Here is a 16,906-nt window from a genome sequence, read left to right on the forward strand (position 1 = left end):
TTAGCCGGCCACCACCGGTGCGGATGGCTTGGCCACCGAGCACAGGCGAATGGAGTCAGCGAGGATTTCAATGGCTTTCGGACGCGGGAAGCTCGCACGCCAGGCGATGGCCACGGTGCGAAACGGTACCGGCGCCGACAACGGCCGAACTTCGATCACGCCAGGGGCGTAGTGATGGCTGTCGACGGCCGACAGCGGCAGGATCGAAATCCCGAGGCCGGAGGCAACCATGTGGCGGATGGTTTCCAGCGAGCTGGATTCCACGGTGGTGTGTTTGGCGCCGTCGTTACCTTTGGTCAGGGTCGGGCAGGCTTCCAGCACTTGATCGCGGAAGCAGTGGCCTTCGCCGAGCAACAGCAGGCTCTTGTCATTGAGCAGGCTGGCGTCGATGGATTCTTTTTGCGTCCATGGGTGCTGCGCCGGCATCAGGACGTAGAACGGCTCGTCGTAGAGTTGCAGGGTCAGGACGTCGGCTTCATTGAACGGCAGGGCGATGATGATCGCGTCGAGCTCGCCGTTGCGCAGCTTGTCACGCAGGATGTGGGTGAAGTTTTCTTCGATGTACAACGGCATCTGCGGGGCAACCCGGTGCAGTTGCGGGATCAGGTGCGGGAACAGATACGGGCCGACGGTGTAGATCGCGCCGACTTTCAGCGGGGCGGTCAGCTGGTTCTTGCCGGCTTGTGCCAGTTCGCGAATGCCTTGGGCCTGTTCCAGGACTTTCTGTGCCTGGGCCACGATGCCTTCACCAACCGGGGTCAGGCGCACGGCGCTTTTGCTGCGCTCGAAAATCAGCACACCGAGTTCGTCTTCGAGCTTTTTCACGCCTACCGAAAGGGTCGGCTGGCTGACGTGGCAACGCTCGGCCGCGTGGCCAAAGTGCTGCTCTTGGGCGAGGGTAACGATGTAGCGTAATTCTGTAAGAGTCATAGCAAGCGTCCATGAAGTTGCGGGCCAAGCATAACGCTTGCAATCGATAGACGCACGTTATCAGACAGTATGTGCTGAGTGACACCGGGTAATGCACGTTTGCCGTTTCCAGATAGGCGAAAGGCACCTTTTCGGTGCCTTTCGCATGGTGGAGCGAGCTTGCTCGCGATAGCGGTGCAACAGTCAACGATGATGTTGGATGTCCGGCAGCAATCGCGAGCAAGCCCGCTCCCACATTAATCAGCGTCGGCGTTTGTCTAACGAGTAAACAAAGGGTGCAACAATTTCGATGGAGCCATTTTTGAGCATCTCGGCCGGAGGTTTTGGCAGCGGCTGAGCACGGCGGATCATGTCCAGGGTCGCCCTGTCCAGATCGGCAGTGCCTGAGGCGCCCACCAACTCGAATGACAGGACGTTGCCTTCGGCATCCACCACGAAACGCAGGCGGTTAATGCCTTCCTTTCCCCGTGCCTGTGCACTGGGCGGGTACTTTTTGTACTTTTGCAGGTGCGCCAGCAAGGTGCCTTCCCAACTGGCCTTGGCCGCTAGTTGAGCTGCCGATGGCCCAGGAGCGGGCTGAGCGGATTTCTCCGTTGGTGCCGGCGTTGGTGGTTCTTCGCTCGGTTTTGCTTCGGACGGCTTTTCCTTCGGTGGTTCCGGTTTTTTCTCCACAGGCTTGGGCGGTTGAGGCTTCGGCTTGGGTTTGACCGGTTTGGGCACCGCGATTTCCGCCTTCGGCGCTTCGGCGAGTTTCGGTATCGGCAGTTCCTCTACCGGGGCCGGTGGCTGTGGCGGTGTGACGACCTTTGGCGGTGCAGGCGGTGGCGGGGCGGGAAGCGGCGCCAGCTCGACCATCATTGCCTGGGGCGGCAATTCGATGGGCGGGCGGGCGGTCCAGTTCACGGCCAGCGCGATGGCCAGCGCATGAACGCCCAGCACCACGGCCAGGCTACCGCCATATCGCGTCAGCTTTTGGCGCGTCGTGATCATTTCTTGACTGCCGACTCGAGACCGACCAGACCCACCTTCAGGTAACCGGCGGAGCGCAGGGTGTCCATCACGCTCATGAGGTCGCCGTAATCCACGCCTTTATCGGCCTGGAAGAAGATCGTCGTGTCTTTCTTGCCCTGGGTCTTGGCGTCGAGCGTAGCGCCGAGTGCTTCGGCCTTCACTTCATCTTCGCCGAGGAACAGGCGTTGGTCAGCCTTGACGCTGAGGAACACCGGTTTTTCCGGCCGCGGCGCCGGTTTGGCGGTGGACGCGGGCAGATCGACTTTGATGTCCACAGTGGCCAACGGTGCCGCCACCATGAAGATGATCAACAGCACCAGCATCACGTCGATGAACGGCGTGACGTTGATTTCGTGATTCTCGGCCAGATCGTCGTCTGCGCCTTCTTTCAAATGCAGGCCCATGGCCGATTACCCCACTTTCACCATGTGCGGTTGCGAGCTGCGCTCGGGCTGGTGGTCGAGGTCGCGGCTGACCAGCAGCAGCACCTGTGCCGACGCGTCGGACACCTGAGCCTTGTAGCCGGCGATGGAGCGGGCAAACACGTTGTAGATCACGACCGCTGGAATCGCTGCGACCAGCCCCAGGGCGGTGGCCAGCAAGGCCTCGGCAATGCCGGGAGCCACGACGGCGAGGTTGGTGGTCTGGGTTTTGGCGATGCCGATAAAGCTGTTCATGATGCCCCATACGGTACCGAACAGGCCCACGAATGGCGCCGTTGAACCGATGGTGGCAAGCACGCCGGTGCCGCTGCTCATGTTGCGACCGCAGGCCGCCACCAGGCGTTCGAGGCGGAAGCTGACGCGTTCCTTGATGCCTTCTTTTTCGCGACTGTTAACCGACAGGCGCATCTCTTCGAGAGCGTCGTGCACCAACAGATTGGCGAGGGTACCTTCCTTCGCCGCCGCGACGCTGGCTTCCTTGAGCGAGGCAGATTTTTTCAGCTGGGCGATTTCACTGCGCAGACGGCGCTTGGCGCCCATCAGCTCCAGGCCTTTGGCGATCCAGATGGTCCAGGTGATGATCGAAGCGATGGCCAGGCCGATCATCACGATTTTCACGATGATGTCGGCGTTTTTGTACATGCCCCACGGCGACAGGTCGTGGGCCATGCCCAGGGTGTTGTCGGCTTCGAGTACTTCGGGAGCGTCTTCGCCGGCGATCGCTTGTGTCTGCGCTGGGTCGTTGGCGACCGGAGTGACAACCGGGGCGGTGTGATCGGCTGGAGCCGGTGCGGTGGCGGAGGTCGGAGTGGCCGGCGCTTGCGCATCAGCGAACGCGGCGGCAGGCGCCAGCATCAGGCTGAACAGCAGGGCGGCCACCGCGCTCCAGGCGCGAGGTCGTTTGGTTGGCAAAGCGGAGAGTTGATTACATGTCATGCTGGGCCGGACCTGAGAGGAAAATTCGATTAATGTTCTTCCAGGCCTCGTGAGGCCGAGAACAAAGTGGCGTGCATTATTGCAATTAATTCTTGTTAACAAAAGCGATAGAGTCTTTTTTTTCCTGCATTGCTAACCGCTCGTCCACTGTCGGCGCTAGCTTATCCGTTTCCGAGAGGAGTTTTTTTGATGTCCGCACCTTCTGTTCTGATCGCCGGTTGCGGTGATGTCGGCAGTCGTCTGGCCACGCAATTGTTGGCTTTGGGGTGGGAGGTTCATGGCCTGCGGCGTGACATTTCACGTTTGCCCGAGGGTGTCATCGGCGTTGCGGGCGACTTGTTCAATGAGGACTGTCCGGCCACCTGGCCAATCGGTGCCGTGGACTACCTGGTGTATTGCGCGGCCGCTACCGATCACGATGAAGCCGGCTACCGGGCTGCTTATGTCCAGGGCTTGCAACACGTTCTGGGCTGGTTGGACGACTATGGGCAGGTTCCTGAACGCTTGTTGTTCGTTTCCAGCAGCAGTGTTTATGGGCAGCAGGAGGGCGAGTGGGTTGACGAGACTTCGCCAGCGGTGGCGGCGGGCTATTCCGGTCGCGTGATGCTCGAAGCCGAGCAGATTGCCCTTAAGAGTGGCATCCCGGCCAGTATTGTGCGGTTGACCGGTATTTATGGTCCGGGCCGCGAGTGGTTGCTGACCCAGGTGCGCCGAGGCTATCGCGTGGCGGTCGATCCGCCGTTGTATGCCAATCGGATCCATGCCGATGACGCTGCAGGGTTGATGGCGTTTTTGCTTGAGGCCGCTCGACGTGGCGTGGCGTTGGAGGATGTCTATATCGGCGTCGATGACGCGCCCGCAGCGTTGGCGGATGTGGTGGGTTGGTTGCGCGAGTATCTGGGTGTGACCGAATGGGCCGACGATGCCAGCGTGCGCCGCACCGGGAGCAAGCGCTGCAGTAATGCCCGGGCAAAAGCCTTGGGCTGGGCGCCGAAGTATCCGAGTTTTCGCGAAGGGTATGCAGCGATTATCGATGGGCGCTGCTGACGTTCAGGCACCACAAACACCTGTGGGAGCGAGCCAGCTCGCTCCCACAATATTTTTGTATGACTTACTGCTTCTCGAGCAGCCACTTGCGATCACCCGGTGTGAACGAAGGCATCTCGTCTGCCTGTGCGGTGTTCACGGTCTGGAAGATTTCCAGTTCTTTGCCTTTACGGGTAAAGATCCACGCATTTCCTTGCCCGTTGAGTTGCAGCCACATGTTGTCATTGCCGCCGCTCATCGACGCACAATCGCCAGCCAGGCACAGTGCGTAGCGATCAGTGTTCGGCAAACCGGTCACCTGGCCGTCGGCCTGGAACTGCACGGTATTGCCTTCACCCGGACCGCTGACGATTTTCCAGCTACCGCCCATGTAAGCCGAATACAGCGCGCGTTCGAAGCTGGCGCCAATCGGTGCGCCCTCCGGTACCGGGATCAGTGCGCGGTCGAAGACTTGCGCCGGCTCGTTGTCGCTGGCGGACTGGCTAAGTTGCTTGCCGTCACGTTTCAACTCGCTGGCCGAGCTGCCATAAAAGTCGATTTTCCAGGCGCCGGACTCTTCGCCCAGCATCTTGCCTTCGACATTTTCAAAGCCATTGGTGTAGCGGGCCTGACCGGCCTTGGTGTTGACGTTCCATTCCAGGTTCGGGCCATAGGTCTGGAGCGCCTCACGCAGGGGGACGCCTTTGGATGCAGTATCGATCGCCGCCTGATTGATCCAGGTGCCGCTGATATCACGGTCGGCAGGGTTGCTGGCACAACCGCCCAAGAACAGGGCGAGCAGCGAGAGAGCAAGCGCTTTGCGCATGGTGGAATCCTATCAAGCTTTCCTTACAGCAGAGCAGTCGGCGCAGCCAGAGGCTGCGCCGGACGCATTACTCGATGACCAGAATGGCATCCATTTCAACCTGCGAACCCTTTGGCAGGGCAGCTACGCCAATGGCGGCGCGGGCTGGGTACGGTTGGTCGAAGTACTTGCCCATGATCTCGTTGACCTTGGCGAAGTGGCTCAGGTCGGTGAGGAAGATGTTCAGCTTGACGATGTCCTTGAACGAACCACCGGCGGCTTCAGCCACGGCCTTGAGGTTCTCGAAGACCTGGACGGTCTGGGCTTCGAAGCCTTCAACCAGTTCCATGGTTTTTGGGTCCAGAGGAATCTGACCCGACATGTAAACGGTGTTGCCAGCCTTGATCGCCTGGGAGTAAGTACCGATGGCGGCCGGGGCCTTGTCGCTGGTGATAACGGTCTTGGTCATTGATGACTCCTTGTAATGGGTGGCTTAGGCGCGCATCCGGGTGATGCGGATCACTCCGGTCAGGGCGCGCAGTTTCTTGATCACGCGGGCCAGGTGCACGCGGTCGTGCACGCTGACCACCAGTTGGACCACGCTGATGCGACCATCGCGTTCGTCCATGCTGATTTTTTCGATGTTGCCATCGGCCGCGTTGACGCTGCTGGCCAGCAGGGCGATCAGGCCACGCTGGTGTTCCAGCTCGACGCGCAGTTCGACATTGAATTCGCCGGTGACATCCTTGGCCCACGAGAGCTGGATGCATTTTTCCGGATTGTGGCGGATTTCGCTGATGTTGCGGCAGTTGTCCAGGTGCACGACCATGCCTTTGCCCGCGGACAGGTGGCCGACAATCGGGTCGCCCGGGATCGGCGTGCAGCACTTGGCGTAGCTGAGCACCAGGCCTTCTGTGCCGCGAATCGCCAGTGGGCCTTCCGGGCTCGGCAGCTGTTCGCCTTCGCCGAGCAGGCGTCGGGCGACGACGTAGGCCATGCGATTGCCCAGGCCGATGTCTTCCAGCAGGTCTTCGATCAGCTCGAGGCGATACTCGGTGAGCATCGCCTGGATGCGCTCGGCCGGGATTTTTTCCAGCGTGCTGTCGAAGCCGTTGAGGACTTTGTTCAGCAGGCGTTCGCCCAGGCTGATGGACTCGGAGCGGCGTTGCAGTTTCAGTGCATGGCGGATGTGCGTGCGCGCCTTGCCGGTGACCACGAAGTTGAGCCACGCCGGGTTCGGACGCGCGCCCGGAGCACTGACGATTTCGACCGTGGAGCCGCTTTGCAGGGGTTCGGACAGCGGCGCGAGTCGACGGTTGATCCGGCAGGCAATGCAGCTGTTGCCGACGTCGGTGTGCACTGCATAGGCGAAGTCGACTGCCGTGGAGCCCTTGGGCAACTCCATGATCCGGCCTTTGGGCGTGAACACGTAGACCTCGTCCGGGAACAGGTCGATCTTCACGCTTTCGATGAATTCCAGCGAGTTGCCGGCGCGCTGCTGCATCTCCAGCACGCCTTTGACCCATTGGCGCGCGCGGGCGTGAGTGCCTTTTGGCTGCTCGTCGCCGCTGGATTTATACAGCCAATGGGCGGCGATGCCGTTGTTGGCCATCTCTTCCATTTCGCGGGTGCGGATCTGGATTTCGATCGGAACGCCATGCATGCCGAACAGCGTCGTGTGCAGCGACTGATAGCCGTTGGCCTTGGGGATCGCGATGTAATCCTTGAAGCGCCCCGGCAACGGTTTGTACAAATTATGCACGGCGCCCAGGACGCGGTAGCAGGTGTCGACCTTGTCGACGATGATCCGGAACGCGTAGACGTCCATGATCTCGTTGAAGGCCCGGCGCTTGCCACGCATTTTCTTGTAGATGCCGTAGAGGTGTTTCTGCCGACCGCTGACCTCGCCCTGAATGCCATCGATGGCCAGGCAGTGGCTGAGGGATTCCTCGATCTTGTTGACGATTTCCTTGCGGTTGCCCCGGGCGCGCTTGACCGCCTGGTAGATTCGCGCGGAACGCATCGGGTGCATGGCCTTGAAGCCGAGGTCTTCGAATTCTATGCGGATGGCGTGCATGCCCAGCCGATTGGCGATGGGCGCATAGATTTCCAGGGTTTCCTTGGCGATGCGGCGGCGTTTTTCGCCGGACAGCACTTCCAGCGTGCGCATGTTGTGCAGGCGGTCGGCCAGCTTGACCAGGATCACGCGAATGTCGCGTGCCATGGCCATGGCCATTTTCTGGAAGTTTTCAGCCTGGGCTTCGGCTTTGGTCTCGAAGTTCATCTGGGTCAGTTTGCTGACCCCGTCGACCAATTCGGCCACGGTTTCACCGAACTGCGCTTGCAGTGCTTCCTTGGCGATACCGGTGTCTTCGATCACGTCATGCAGCATGGCTGCCATCAGGCTCTGATGGTCCATATGCATTTCGGCAAGAATATTCGCCACCGCGAGAGGGTGCGTGACGTACGCCTCGCCACTGCGGCGGCGTTGGCCGTCGTGGGCTTGTTCGGCGTAGAAATACGCCCGGCGGACCAGGTTGACCTGGTCCTTGCCGAGGTAGGTCGATAAGCGATCGGCGAGGGCGTCTATGCTCGGCATGATGACTCCTGCCGCAAGCTGTGTTCCCGCGCCGTGCTACGTCGACCAGGCATAGGCTTAGACGGCCTCGTTGGACTCGTCCTCGAATGCAGCAAAAAGCGGTTCATCTTCAACGATTTCGGCTTCGGCGATAGCTGCGTAGTCGATCAGGCCTTCAGCGATTTCACGCAGGGCGACGACGGTAGGCTTGTCGTTTTCCCAGGCTACTTTCGGCTCTTTGCCGCCGGTGGCCAGTTGACGGGCACGCTTGGTAGAGAGCATGACCAGCTCAAAGCGGTTATCCACGTGTTCTAGGCAGTCTTCAACGGTTACGCGGGCCATGGTCTTCCTCGTAGCAAATGCAATATGCGCGCTGCCCGGATGGGCGAGCGGACTCAACAGTTTAAAAAATCACCAGCGATTAGGGAAGCGCTGATTTTTGACCAAGCCCTTCAACGCGCTGCAAGTGCCAATGTAAAGCCCTTGCAGCGGTTTTGGGAAGAGCTGATTAGTCGAGCAATTCAGCCAGCAACTTGCCAAAACGCTGTTGTTGGCGTTTCTGCTGCAGCTGATTGGCGCGGAAAATCGCCTTCAGGTCGTTCAATGCGTGGGCGAAATCGTCGTTGATGATCAGGTAGTCGTAGTCGACGTAGTGGCTCATTTCGCTAACAGCTTCGCGCATCCGGCCGTCGATGATCTCGTCGCTGTCCTGGCCACGGTTGGTCAGGCGCTGGTGCAGGGCCTGAAGCGATGGCGGCAGAATGAAGATCGAGCGGGCCTTGGGCATCAGTTGACGCACTTGCTCGGCACCCTGCCAGTCGATTTCCAGGATCAGGTCGTGGCCTTCGTCGAGGGTCTGCTGCAGGTGGCTTTGCGAGGTGCCATAGAGGTTGCCGAAGACTTCGGCGCGCTCGAGGAAATCTCCGTGCTCGATCATCTTCACGAACTCGCTGCGTTCGACGAAGTGGTAGTTCACGCCGTTCACTTCACCGGGGCGCATGGCACGGGTGGTGTGGGAGATCGAGACGCGGATCTCCGGATCGGCGTCGGTCAGGGCCTTGACCAGGCTGCTTTTGCCCGCGCCTGAAGGGGCGGAAATAATGTACAGGGTGCCGGTGCTGTGGGTCATGTCGGGAATGCCTTACTCAATATTCTGCACTTGTTCGCGCATCTGCTCGATCAACACCTTGAGGTTGACCGCAGCCTGGGTGCTGCGCGGGTCGAAGGCTTTGGAGCCCAGTGTGTTGGCTTCGCGGTTGAGTTCCTGCATCAGGAAATCCAGGCGCCGCCCGGCAGCGCCACCGGAGTTGAGTACCCGGCGAACTTCGATGATGTGAGTGCTCAGGCGATCCAGTTCTTCGGCGACGTCGCTTTTTTGCGCGAGCATGACCATTTCCTGCTCCAGGCGCTGCGGGTCCATCTCGGCCTTCATGTCGGCGAAGCGGTCGAGGACTTTCTGGCGCTGGGTGGCGAGCATCTGCGGGACCAGTTCGCGCAAGGTCACTACGTCTTCTTCAATGGAGGTCAGGCGCTCGTTGATCAACCGCGCCAGCTCTGCGCCTTCGCGCTCGCGACCGGCCTTGAGTTCTTTCAGGCCCTGGTTGAACAGTGCGAGTGCTTCGGCGTTCAGCGCTTGCGGGTCGGTGGCATCGCCTACCAGTACGCCGGGCCAGGCCAGGACTTCGAGGGGGTTCAGCGCTGCCGGATTTTTGATCAGGCTGGCGATCGTCTCGGCGGCGGCGACCAATTGCGCGGCGCGCGCCTGATCGACTTGCAGCGGTTTGCCCGTGTTTTCTTCGGTGAAGCGCAGGGTGCATTCGAGCTTGCCTCGGGACACGCCCTGGCGCAGCGCTTCGCGAACGGCGCCTTCGAGGTCACGAAAAGACTCGGGCAGACGCAAATGGGGTTCCAGGTAGCGGCTGTTGACCGAGCGCAGTTCCCAGCTCAGGGTGCCCTGAACGCCGGCTTTCTCGACGCGGGCGAAGGCGGTCATGCTGTGCACCATGGAGGTACCTCGCAATGCAGATCGGCCGGAACAGCGATTCCGGTCATCCGATATCAATGAATTTAAGCCGACTGGCAGCAAAGGCGCAGGATTGTAGCGCAGTGGTGCGGATGCGCCCAAACACAGGCTGTCACAAATGGCTGCAACGCTCCGGCGATGGGCTGTTCAGAGCCTTCGGTCGTCGGAGGATTTTTTTAGAAGTGCCCAGCGGTGGCCGTCGGCTCTATAATGCTCCGCAGTTTTCCGTCCCCGTACAGGTATCCCTTATGAAACGTCCAAGTGGTCGCGCTGCCGATCAGCTCCGCTCGATCCGCATTACCCGCAACTACACCAAACACGCCGAGGGATCTGTACTGGTCGAGTTCGGTGATACCAAAGTCATCTGCACCGTCAGCGTGGAAAACGGCGTGCCGCGTTTTCTCAAAGGTCAGGGCCAAGGCTGGTTGACCGCCGAATACGGCATGCTGCCGCGTGCCACCGGCGAGCGTAACCAGCGTGAAGCGAGTCGCGGCAAGCAAGGCGGCCGTACCCTGGAAATCCAGCGCCTGATCGGCCGTTCCCTGCGCGCAGCACTGGACATGTCCAAGCTGGGCGACGTTACCCTGTACGTCGACTGCGACGTGATCCAGGCCGACGGCGGCACCCGCACCGCGTCCATCACCGGCGCCATGGTTGCGCTGGTCGATGCCTTGAAAGTGATCAAGAAGCGCGGCGGCCTCAAAGGCGGTGACCCGCTCAAGCAAATGATCGGTGCCGTTTCGGTGGGTATGTATCAGGGCGAGCCAGTGCTTGACCTCGATTACCTGGAAGACTCGGCTGCCGAGACCGACCTGAACGTGGTGATGACCAGTACCGGTGGCTTCATCGAAGTCCAGGGCACTGCCGAAGGCGCGCCGTTCCAGCCTGAAGAGCTGAACGCCATGCTCGAGCTGGCGAAGAAAGGCATGAACGAAATCTTCGACCTGCAAAAGGCTGCGCTGGCCGACTAACCGGAATGATCCAAGGCAAGGAGGACGCCATGAGTGACGAACAGCAACTGCTTCCCACCCCGAGCAAAGAGGCTCGGCAGTGGGCGATGTTTTGTCACTTGTCCGCCTTGCTGGGGATCTGGATTCCGTTCGGTACGCTGATCGGGCCGTTGATTCTCTGGCAGATGAAGCGAGAGATGGACCCGTTTGTCGATGCGCAGGGAAAGGAAGCGCTGAATTTTCAGCTTACCGTTGCTATTGCATCCGCCATTTGTTTTCTGCTGATGGTAGTCATCATCGGGTTCTTCCTGTTTGGTCTGATCGCGATCGGTGCGTTAGTGCTGACGATCATTGCCGGCGTGAAGGCCAATGAAGGGGTGCCTTATCGGTATCCGTTCACCTGGCGCCTGATCAAATAAGCAACCCGCCCCCTGCAGGCGCAAGTTGTTCTCCAGAAAAGTCGACTTTACTCGGTCGTTTTTCCCGATTTAAGTCAATGCACCAACTTCGGGGTCTTGGCTTTTCTAAATACAGCTGAATGTTTCAAGTTGTGTGTAACAGTTGCCATTACGAAATTCAGGCGCTGCAGAAATTTTCTCACACACTTGTAGGGATTCGTCTTACACGTTTAGTCACAACTGCAAGGCCTTAGCACGGCCTGTCTGCTTGGCAATGGGGCTGGGTGGTTGATAAGGTTGCGCCAAGTAATATTTATCAAGAAATATTTCGATATATTCAAACCATTGACGGTACTTGAATCTCAATCAATCAGTGTTGATATATCAACCTGTTCAAGAGGCGAGTCCAGGTAAAAAGTTCGCCCCTGAATATATGTAAATGAATTATTACAATGCTTCAGCTCGATTTTTACGGAACACTTGTGGCTGCCTCCCTGGTGCTGTTACTGGGGCGCGGACTTGTCACGCGCGTTGGTTTTTTACGGACCTACAACATCCCTGAGCCTGTAGCAGGCGGTCTGCTGGTTGCTCTGGTTCTTCTGGCCTTGCGAAGCCTGGACATTGAAGTTCGATTTGATACCTCGCTGCAAACACCCTTGATGTTGGCGTTTTTTGCGACCATTGGCTTGAGTGCAGACTTCGCCAGCTTGAAGAAAGGCGGGCGCGTAGTGGGGGTTTTTCTACTGGCGGTCATCGGGCTTCTGGTGGTTCAGAATGCCATGGGCATCGGTCTCGCAACGGCGTTGGGGCTCGATCCGTTGATGGGCCTGTTGACAGGCTCCGTTACGCTAGCGGGTGGGCACGGTACAGGCGCTGCGTGGAGCGCGACGTTCAGTGAGAAGTATGGTCTGGCTTCTGCTTCCGAGCTTGCGATGGCTTCTGCAACGTTTGGCCTGGTGCTGGGCGGATTGATTGGGGGACCGGTCGCTCGCCTGCTCATCAACCGTGTCCAGGTACCCGGTCTCGAGCAAGCGAAGCCAGGGATGCCAAAGGGCTTCGAGCAGCCGAACAAAGAGCGCTCGATCACGCCATTTTCGTTTATCGAGACGCTCGCCCTGATCGCGGTCAGCTTGCTGGTGGGTTCACTCCTGAACGGCCTGCTGAAAGACACGGCCTTCGAGCTGCCAACGTTCGTTTGTGTCTTGTTCGTGGGTGTGGTTTTACGCAACGGGCTTTCAGCGCTTGGCTTGTATCAGGTGTTTGAGCGTGAAGTTTCCGTGCTGGGTAATGTCAGCTTGTCGCTGTTTCTGGCGATTGCGCTGATGTCACTCAAGCTTTGGGACCTGGCTGCACTGGCGTTGCCCATTTTCATTATCCTGGCTGCGCAAACGCTGGTTATGGCGCTGTTTGCGATGTTCGTGACCTTCAGGGTTATGGGCAGCAACTATGATGCGGCAGTGCTGGCGGCAGGACACTGCGGGTTCGGGCTGGGCGCCACGCCAACGGCGATCGCTAACATGCAAGCGGTGACTCAGCGTTACGGTCCTTCGCAGATAGCATTTCTAGTGGTGCCGATGGTGGGAGCTTTCTTCATCGACATCATTAATGTGATCGTGATCAAGTCGTACCTCGCGTTGCCGATCTTCGCCGCTGCCTGAAGAGCCGAACACCGCCGATGATCAAAAAAATGCCCGTATCTTGCGATACGGGCATTTTTTCATTCGGTACAACGCTTAGATGGTCAGCGTCCAGTCATAGTCCACGATCAGCGGCGCATGTTGCGAGAAGCGCGGTTGGCGCGGCAAGCGTGCACTGCGTACGAAGCGACGCAGGCCCGGGGTCAGCAGCTGATAGTCGAAACGCCAACCGAGGTTGAGCATTTCGGCTTGTTCGTTATCCGGCCACCAGCTGTACTGATCGCCTTCACGGCTGACTTCGCGCAGGGCATCGACATAGCCCATGTTGCCGACAATCTCGTCCATCCAGGCACGTTCAGGTGCCAGGAAGCCCGGGGATTGCTGGCTGTCGCGCCAGTTCTTGATATCCAGCTTCTGTTGCGCTACGTACAACGAGCCACAATAAATGTACTCGCGACGTTTGCGTCGCTGTTTATCGAGATAACGGGCGAAGTCGTCCATTAGCTTGAACTTTTGGTTCAAGTCTTCATCGCCGTTCTGCCCTGAAGGGAGCAGCAAGGTCGCGATGCTGACCTTGTCGAAATCGGCTTGCAGGTAGCGCCCGTAGCGGTCGGCCGTCTCGAAACCAAGACCGCTGATGACAGCCTTCGGTTGCAGCCGCGAATACAAAGCCACGCCACCTTGGGCGGGGACTTCGGCATCGCAGGCATAAAGGAAGTATCCATCCAGTTGGAAGGCTGGATCGTCCAGTTCAAAGGCGGAGGCGCGGGTGTCCTGCAGGCAGATGACGTCGGCATTCTGTGCTTGCAGCCAACTGAGCAAACCACGCTCGACTGCTGCCTGAATACCATTGACGTTCACACTGATGATCCGCATAAATGGCCCCAAAAATCGCGTGCGTGTATGATACACGGCGTCAAGCTAATTAGCTAAATCCGTGGTATTTGGGGTTTTTCCATGCAAGCGTATCAACGCGATTTCATTCGTTTTGCCATCGATCGCGGCGTTTTGCGCTTCGGTGAGTTCACCCTGAAGTCCGGGCGTACCAGTCCCTACTTCTTCAATGCGGGCCTGTTCAATACGGGTGCTGCCCTGGCGCAGCTGGGGCGTTTCTACGCCGCGGCCATCGCCGAGAGCGGTATTTCCTTCGACGTGCTGTTCGGTCCGGCCTACAAAGGCATCCCGTTGGCGGCGACCACCGCCGTGGCGTTGGCCGAGCACCACAACCGTGACCTGCCCTGGTGCTTCAACCGCAAGGAAGCCAAGGCCCACGGCGAAGGCGGCAGCCTGGTCGGCGCGCCATTGACCGGTAACGTACTGATCATTGACGACGTGATCACCGCTGGCACCGCCATCCGTGAAGTGATGCAGATCATCGCGTCTCAGGAAGGCGCCAAGGCCGCTGGCGTGTTGATTGCCCTGAACCGTCAGGAGCGTGGCAACGGCGAGCTGTCGGCGATTCAGGAAGTGGAGCGCGACTTCGGCATTCCGGTGATCAGCATCGTTTCGCTGAATCAGGTATTGGAATTCCTGGCCGACGATCCACAGCTCAAGCAGCACTTGCCGGCGGTAGAGGCTTACCGCGCCCAGTTCGGCGTTTAACTGCAATGCCCCTGTAGGAGCGAGCTTGCTCGCGATGCCCTTCAGGGCGCCGCTTTTCGCCAGACACCCCGCGTTATCGTTGACGTCTTTCGCGAGCAAGCTCGCTCCTACAGGGATTGTGGAATAAAAAAGACCCCGCTCAGCCAGGCTGAGCAGGGTCTTTTTATTTGCGCTATCGCTTAGTGACGCTTGCGATTGCTGATCAAGGTGCCCACACCGGTATCGGTGAAGATTTCCAGCAGGATCGCATTCGGCACGCGACCGTCGATGATCAGCGAGCTGCCGACGCCGCCCTGAACCGCTTCCAGTGCGCAACGGATCTTCGGCAACATGCCGCCGTAGATAGTGCCATCGGCGATCAGGTCGTCGACTTGCTGAGTGCTCAGGCCGGTCAGGACCTTGCCCGACTTGTCCATCAGGCCGGCAATGTTGGTCAGCAGCATCAGTTTCTCGGCTTTCAGCGCTTCGGCGACTTTACCGGCCACCAGGTCAGCGTTGATGTTGTAAGACTCGCCGTTCTCACCGACGCCGATAGGCGCGATCACCGGAATGAAGTTGCCTTTGACCAGCAGGTTCAGCAGTTCGGTGTTGATCCCGACCACTTCGCCCACCTGGCCGATGTCGATGATTTCCGGTTGGGTCATCTCCGGCGTCTGGCGAGTGACGGTGAGCTTCTTCGCGCGGATCAGCCCAGCGTCTTTACCGGTCAGGCCGATGGCGCTGCCGCCATGGCGGTTGATCAGGTTGACGATGTCCTTGTTGACCTGGCCACCGAGAACCATTTCCACAACGTCCATGGTCGCAGCGTCGGTGACGCGCATGCCATCGACGAAATGGCTTTCGATCGACAGGCGCTTGAGCAAATCACCGATTTGCGGACCGCCGCCGTGAACGACCACCGGGTTGATGCCCACGGCTTTCATCAGCACGATGTCGCGGGCGAAGCCGGTTTTCAGCTCCTCGCTTTCCATCGCGTTGCCGCCGTATTTGATCACCAGCGTCTTGCCGACATAACGGCGAATGTAGGGCAGTGCTTCGGACAGGACCTTGGCGGTGTTGGCGGCGGCTTCGCGTTCGAGGGTCATTCAGGGCTCCGGTGCTTCAATAAATCAAAACGGTAGTTGGAGATCAGGTGCAACACGCTTCAGTTGGACTTTGAAGACGTCCTTGATGCGCTGCAATTCAGCCTCGTCATCGGCCTCGAAACGCAGCACCAGCACCGGTGTGGTGTTGGATGCGCGAACCAGGCCCCAGCCTTTGGCATAGTCGACTCGCACGCCGTCAATGGTGGTCAGGTCGGCGCCTGCGCCCCATTGCGCGTCGTGCAGTGCATCAATGATGCTGAATTTGCTCTCTTCGGTCACATGGATATTGATTTCCGGCGTAGAAATATCATTCGGGAAGGTCGCGAACAGCTCTTCGGCCGATGATTTTTCCTTGCTGAGGATCTCCAGCAGCCGTGCGGCGCTGTAAATGCCGTCGTCGAAACCGAACCAGCGCTCCTTGAAGAAGATGTGCCCGCTCATTTCGCCAGCCAGCAGGGCACCGGATTGTTTCATTTTCTTTTTGATCAGCGAGTGACCGGTCTTCCACATCAGCGGACGGCCGCCGTACTCCTTGATCAGCGGGATCAGGCGACGGGTGCATTTGACGTCGAAGATGATTTCCGCGTCCGGGTTGCGTGCCACTACGTCGCGGGCGAACAGCATCAGCAGGCGGTCCGGATAGACGATGCTGCCCGTGTTGGTCACGACGCCGACGCGATCGCCATCGCCGTCGAAGGCCAGGCCGATATCCGCGTTGGTTTCCTTGACCTTGGCGATCAGGTCAACGAGGTTTTCAGGTTTGCCCGGATCCGGGTGGTGGTTCGGGAAGTTGCCGTCGACTTCGCAGAACAACGGAATGACTTCGCAGTTCAACGCTTCGATCAATTGCGGAGCGATCACACCGGCCGCGCCATTGCCGCAGTCCACGACCACTTTCAGGCGACGGGCCAGTTTGACGTCCTGGACGATTTCGGTGGTGTAACGGTCGAGGATCTCGACTTTGGTGATGCTGCCCTTGCCGCTGCTCAGGTCGTTGTTTTTGAGGCGGTCGTGCAGGGCCTGGATCTGTTCGTTGGCCAAGGTATCGCCGGCGATGACGATCTTGAAACCGTTGTAGTTCGAAGGGTTGTGGCTGCCGGTAAGCATCACGCCGGATTTGCCGGCCAGGATGTTGGCGGCGTAGTACAGCGCTGGCGTCGGCACCAGGCCAACGTCGCTGACGTGGCAACCGCTTTCGGCCAAGCCTTGAATCAATTTTTCCACCAGCTCCGGGCCGGACAGGCGACCGTCACGGCCAACGGATACGTTGGGTTCGCCCTGCGCGAGGCTCTGTGCACCGATGGCGCGACCGAGCCAGTAGGCCGTTTCTGCGTTCAGAAATTCCGGGACTGTGCCGCGAATGTCATAGGCGCGGAAGATGCTGTCTGGGAACTTGGGGGCAATTTGGGCCGGGGTGCTCATCTGGGGAAACTCCATCTCGAATGTGGTTGGACCTGCCTGCGAGTGACTCGGCAGACTCAA

General features: G+C 59.2%; 17 protein-coding genes and 1 pseudogene. 5 read left to right on the forward strand and 13 right to left on the reverse strand.

Annotated elements, in window-relative coordinates; all coding sequences use genetic code 11:
* The 4 genes from BLV61_RS16005 to exbB all read right to left on the reverse strand — a co-directional run bounded on the left by BLV61_RS16005 (position 1) and on the right by exbB (position 3,320).
* A complete protein-coding gene (locus BLV61_RS16005; RefSeq protein ID WP_047535140.1) occupies positions 1–930 on the reverse strand; it encodes a hydrogen peroxide-inducible genes activator in 930 nt (309 codons plus the stop codon).
* Positions 931–1,170: 240 nt separating this feature from the next.
* The gene (locus tag BLV61_RS16010; protein WP_090466354.1) at positions 1,171–1,920 is read right to left on the reverse strand and encodes a TonB family protein; all 750 of its coding nucleotides are present in this window, start codon (positions 1,918–1,920) and stop codon (positions 1,171–1,173) included.
* Positions 1,917–2,345, reverse strand: coding sequence for a TonB system transport protein ExbD (exbD, locus tag BLV61_RS16015; protein ID WP_047535134.1), 429 nt, complete (start codon positions 2,343–2,345; stop codon positions 1,917–1,919). Before exbD ends, BLV61_RS16010 begins: the two co-directional genes overlap by 4 nt.
* Positions 2,346–2,351: 6 nt before the next feature.
* Positions 2,352–3,320: a tonB-system energizer ExbB gene (exbB, locus tag BLV61_RS16020; RefSeq protein WP_047535131.1), complete on the reverse strand. Its 969-nt coding sequence runs from the start codon at positions 3,318–3,320 to the stop codon at positions 2,352–2,354.
* Between the two features lie 189 nt (positions 3,321–3,509).
* Between exbB and BLV61_RS16025 the strand changes: the two genes are divergently transcribed.
* A complete protein-coding gene (locus BLV61_RS16025; protein ID WP_090466358.1) occupies positions 3,510–4,367 on the forward strand; it encodes an SDR family oxidoreductase in 858 nt (285 codons plus the stop codon).
* A gap of 64 nt (positions 4,368–4,431) precedes the next feature.
* Here BLV61_RS16025 and BLV61_RS16030 read toward each other — a convergent pair whose 3' ends face one another.
* The 6 genes from BLV61_RS16030 to BLV61_RS16055 all read right to left on the reverse strand — a co-directional run bounded on the left by BLV61_RS16030 (position 4,432) and on the right by BLV61_RS16055 (position 9,734).
* Positions 4,432–5,172 carry a hypothetical protein gene (locus BLV61_RS16030; protein WP_047535125.1) on the reverse strand — a complete coding sequence of 247 codons (741 nt, stop codon included), beginning with the start codon at positions 5,170–5,172 and terminating at the stop codon, positions 4,432–4,434.
* 67 nt (positions 5,173–5,239) lie between these two features.
* Positions 5,240–5,620, reverse strand: a complete 381-nt coding sequence (locus BLV61_RS16035; RefSeq protein WP_003229509.1) for a RidA family protein — start codon at positions 5,618–5,620, stop codon at positions 5,240–5,242.
* Between the two features lie 24 nt (positions 5,621–5,644).
* The gene (spoT, locus tag BLV61_RS16040; RefSeq protein WP_047535119.1) at positions 5,645–7,750 is read right to left on the reverse strand and encodes a bifunctional GTP diphosphokinase/guanosine-3',5'-bis pyrophosphate 3'-pyrophosphohydrolase; all 2,106 of its coding nucleotides are present in this window, start codon (positions 7,748–7,750) and stop codon (positions 5,645–5,647) included.
* Between the two features lie 57 nt (positions 7,751–7,807).
* Complete coding sequence (rpoZ, locus tag BLV61_RS16045; protein WP_007921129.1) at positions 7,808–8,071, reverse strand: DNA-directed RNA polymerase subunit omega; 264 nt, start codon at positions 8,069–8,071, stop codon at positions 7,808–7,810.
* A gap of 166 nt (positions 8,072–8,237) precedes the next feature.
* Positions 8,238–8,858, reverse strand: a complete 621-nt coding sequence (gmk, locus tag BLV61_RS16050) for a guanylate kinase (RefSeq protein ID WP_047535114.1) — start codon at positions 8,856–8,858, stop codon at positions 8,238–8,240.
* Positions 8,859–8,870: 12 nt separating this feature from the next.
* Positions 8,871–9,734: a YicC/YloC family endoribonuclease gene (locus BLV61_RS16055; RefSeq protein ID WP_090466361.1), complete on the reverse strand. Its 864-nt coding sequence runs from the start codon at positions 9,732–9,734 to the stop codon at positions 8,871–8,873.
* A 266-nt stretch (positions 9,735–10,000) separates the two neighbouring features.
* On the opposite strand from BLV61_RS16055, the gene rph reads away from it, so the two are divergent.
* The 3 genes from rph (at position 10,001) to gltS (ending at position 12,758) form a co-directional block, all read left to right on the forward strand.
* Positions 10,001–10,723, forward strand: a complete 723-nt coding sequence (rph, locus tag BLV61_RS16060; protein ID WP_047535109.1) for a ribonuclease PH — start codon at positions 10,001–10,003, stop codon at positions 10,721–10,723.
* Between the two features lie 29 nt (positions 10,724–10,752).
* Positions 10,753–11,121 (forward strand): DUF4870 domain-containing protein, encoded by a 369-nt coding sequence (locus BLV61_RS16065; RefSeq protein ID WP_047535107.1) that lies wholly within the window; start codon positions 10,753–10,755, stop codon positions 11,119–11,121.
* Between the two features lie 431 nt (positions 11,122–11,552).
* Positions 11,553–12,758, forward strand: coding sequence for a sodium/glutamate symporter (gene gltS / locus BLV61_RS16070; RefSeq protein WP_090466364.1), 1,206 nt, complete (start codon positions 11,553–11,555; stop codon positions 12,756–12,758).
* A 75-nt stretch (positions 12,759–12,833) separates the two neighbouring features.
* Here the strand turns inward: gltS and BLV61_RS16075 are convergent, their stop codons facing one another.
* The gene (locus BLV61_RS16075; RefSeq protein ID WP_003176915.1) at positions 12,834–13,613 is read right to left on the reverse strand and encodes an exodeoxyribonuclease III; all 780 of its coding nucleotides are present in this window, start codon (positions 13,611–13,613) and stop codon (positions 12,834–12,836) included.
* An 81-nt stretch (positions 13,614–13,694) separates the two neighbouring features.
* Here BLV61_RS16075 and pyrE point away from each other — a divergent pair, with 81 nt between their 5' ends.
* On the forward strand, positions 13,695–14,339 hold the full coding sequence (pyrE, locus tag BLV61_RS16080; RefSeq protein WP_047535097.1) for an orotate phosphoribosyltransferase: 645 nt from the start codon (positions 13,695–13,697) through the stop codon (positions 14,337–14,339).
* A 179-nt stretch (positions 14,340–14,518) separates the two neighbouring features.
* Here the strand turns inward: pyrE and argB are convergent, their stop codons facing one another.
* Together argB and BLV61_RS16090 are read right to left on the reverse strand one after the other, a co-directional pair.
* Positions 14,519–15,424, reverse strand: a complete 906-nt coding sequence (gene argB, locus BLV61_RS16085; RefSeq protein ID WP_047535093.1) for an acetylglutamate kinase — start codon at positions 15,422–15,424, stop codon at positions 14,519–14,521.
* A 24-nt stretch (positions 15,425–15,448) separates the two neighbouring features.
* Positions 15,449–16,852: pseudogene (locus BLV61_RS16090) on the reverse strand (phosphomannomutase/phosphoglucomutase); the annotation flags it as partial.
* Between the last annotated feature and the right edge of the window lie 54 nt (positions 16,853–16,906).

The organism is Pseudomonas mohnii, from assembly GCF_900105115.1.
GTDB classification, from domain to species: domain Bacteria; phylum Pseudomonadota; class Gammaproteobacteria; order Pseudomonadales; family Pseudomonadaceae; genus Aquipseudomonas; species Aquipseudomonas mohnii.

Excerpts from the sequence above, each read along its gene's own strand:
- BLV61_RS16005 (WP_047535140.1), bottom strand. The coding sequence starts at position 930 with ATGACTCTTACAGAATTACGCTACATCGTTACCCTCGCCCAAGAGCAG.
- BLV61_RS16010 (WP_090466354.1), bottom strand. The coding sequence starts at position 1,920 with ATGATCACGACGCGCCAAAAGCTGACGCGATATGGCGGTAGCCTGGCC.
- exbD (WP_047535134.1), bottom strand. The coding sequence starts at position 2,345 with ATGGGCCTGCATTTGAAAGAAGGCGCAGACGACGATCTGGCCGAGAAT.
- exbB (WP_047535131.1), bottom strand. The coding sequence starts at position 3,320 with ATGACATGTAATCAACTCTCCGCTTTGCCAACCAAACGACCTCGCGCC.
- BLV61_RS16025 (WP_090466358.1), top strand. The coding sequence starts at position 3,510 with ATGTCCGCACCTTCTGTTCTGATCGCCGGTTGCGGTGATGTCGGCAGT.
- BLV61_RS16030 (WP_047535125.1), bottom strand. The coding sequence starts at position 5,172 with ATGCGCAAAGCGCTTGCTCTCTCGCTGCTCGCCCTGTTCTTGGGCGGT.
- BLV61_RS16035 (WP_003229509.1), bottom strand. The coding sequence starts at position 5,620 with ATGACCAAGACCGTTATCACCAGCGACAAGGCCCCGGCCGCCATCGGT.
- spoT (WP_047535119.1), bottom strand. The coding sequence starts at position 7,750 with ATGCCGAGCATAGACGCCCTCGCCGATCGCTTATCGACCTACCTCGGC.
- rpoZ (WP_007921129.1), bottom strand. The coding sequence starts at position 8,071 with ATGGCCCGCGTAACCGTTGAAGACTGCCTAGAACACGTGGATAACCGC.
- gmk (WP_047535114.1), bottom strand. The coding sequence starts at position 8,858 with ATGACCCACAGCACCGGCACCCTGTACATTATTTCCGCCCCTTCAGGC.
- BLV61_RS16055 (WP_090466361.1), bottom strand. The coding sequence starts at position 9,734 with ATGGTGCACAGCATGACCGCCTTCGCCCGCGTCGAGAAAGCCGGCGTT.
- rph (WP_047535109.1), top strand. The coding sequence starts at position 10,001 with ATGAAACGTCCAAGTGGTCGCGCTGCCGATCAGCTCCGCTCGATCCGC.
- BLV61_RS16065 (WP_047535107.1), top strand. The coding sequence starts at position 10,753 with ATGAGTGACGAACAGCAACTGCTTCCCACCCCGAGCAAAGAGGCTCGG.
- gltS (WP_090466364.1), top strand. The coding sequence starts at position 11,553 with ATGCTTCAGCTCGATTTTTACGGAACACTTGTGGCTGCCTCCCTGGTG.
- BLV61_RS16075 (WP_003176915.1), bottom strand. The coding sequence starts at position 13,613 with ATGCGGATCATCAGTGTGAACGTCAATGGTATTCAGGCAGCAGTCGAG.
- pyrE (WP_047535097.1), top strand. The coding sequence starts at position 13,695 with ATGCAAGCGTATCAACGCGATTTCATTCGTTTTGCCATCGATCGCGGC.
- argB (WP_047535093.1), bottom strand. The coding sequence starts at position 15,424 with ATGACCCTCGAACGCGAAGCCGCCGCCAACACCGCCAAGGTCCTGTCC.